The organism is Arhodomonas sp. KWT, assembly GCF_010993615.1.
The window spans coordinates 1-1,234 of record NZ_WNXE01000489.1; the positions used below are offsets into that span (position 1 = coordinate 1).

The window sequence follows — 1,234 nt, forward strand, 5'->3', positions numbered from 1 at the left end:
GGCAGCCGGGCAGCTAAGCCGCGGCCATGTCCATCACCGGTCTCCCGTGGCGGCGGCTCGCCGCCACGGCGCTCCTCCTCCTGGGGCTAGTCCCGGGCCCCTCGCCGGCCGCGGATGACGGCGACGGCCCGGTCCTGCTGGGGATCGTCTCCGAGCGCTCTGCCCCCCGGCTGGCCGCCGGCGCCGAGCGCTATGCCGCCGACCATACCGGCCATGAGATCGTGCTGCGCACCACCGGGCAGATCGCCGGACTCTCTGACGCCGAGCTCGCCGCGCTGTGGCAGCGCGCCGACGCGGTGCTGCTCGCCGCCGTGTTCGGCGACGCGGTGGTGCCACGCCTGCGCCGGCTGGTGCAGCGGGACCGCGGCCCCCGTGCCGTGATCGGCGTGAGCAGCGACCGCGCCATCAACCGGCTCACGCGGCTCGGCGGCAGGCAGCCGCTGGCGGGGCTCGAGGACGCCACCCTGGACGCGCTCACGGCCAATCCCGGCGCGGACGAGGACCCCGCCGCCATGCGCCGGCGGCTCGCCGCCGAGCACCCGGCCCAGGCCGGCTGGCTCGCCGCCCACGCCTACTGGAGCGGCCGCGGTGCGGCCAATGCCGCCGGCCTGCTCGCCTACCTGGCCCGGGAGGCAGGTGCGGACGTGCGCGTACCCGAGCCGCAGCCCCGGGCGCCGCTGCGTTACTACCACGACGGCGAGGTCGTCCCGGCGGACGCCCTCGGCCTGGAGGCGGGGCGTCCCGTGGTCGCCGTACTGGACCACGACACCGGCGACAGCGCCGGCCAGCGCGCCCTGCTGGACGCCCTGTGCGAGGCAGTGCGCGAGCAGGGCCCCCAGTGCCTGGTGCTGCTCGCACGCTGGGGGCGGGCCAGCGTCACCGCGCTGGAGACCCTGGAGCAGCGCCTCGGCGACGCCCCGCTGGGCGCGATCATCAGCCTCCAGGGGTTCGTGATCGGCGGCGGCGACGGCCGCGAGGCCGCCACCCGGGCGCTGGAGTCGCTGGACGTGCCGGTGCTCCAGGGCATCCGCCTGAGCAAACGCACCGAGGGCGAATGGCGGCTCTCCCCGGACGGCCTGCCCGTCGACAGCGTCCACTATCGGCTGTCCATGCCCGAGTTCCAGGGCGTGAGCCAGCCCATGGTGCTCGCCGCCGCCGAGCCGCCCCGGATCGATCCGCTCACCGGCATCGAGCTCACCGTGACCCACCCGCTGCCCGCACAGGTGAATGCCAT

1 protein-coding gene is annotated in these 1,234 nt (G+C 76.3%); it reads left to right on the forward strand.

Features of this window, described 5'->3' with window-relative positions; translation table 11 throughout:
- Window positions 1-26: 26 nt before the first annotated feature.
- Window positions 27-1,234: cobaltochelatase subunit CobN (locus tag G7A99_RS20135; protein WP_205599954.1), on the forward strand; the 1,208-nt coding region annotated here is incomplete at its 3' end.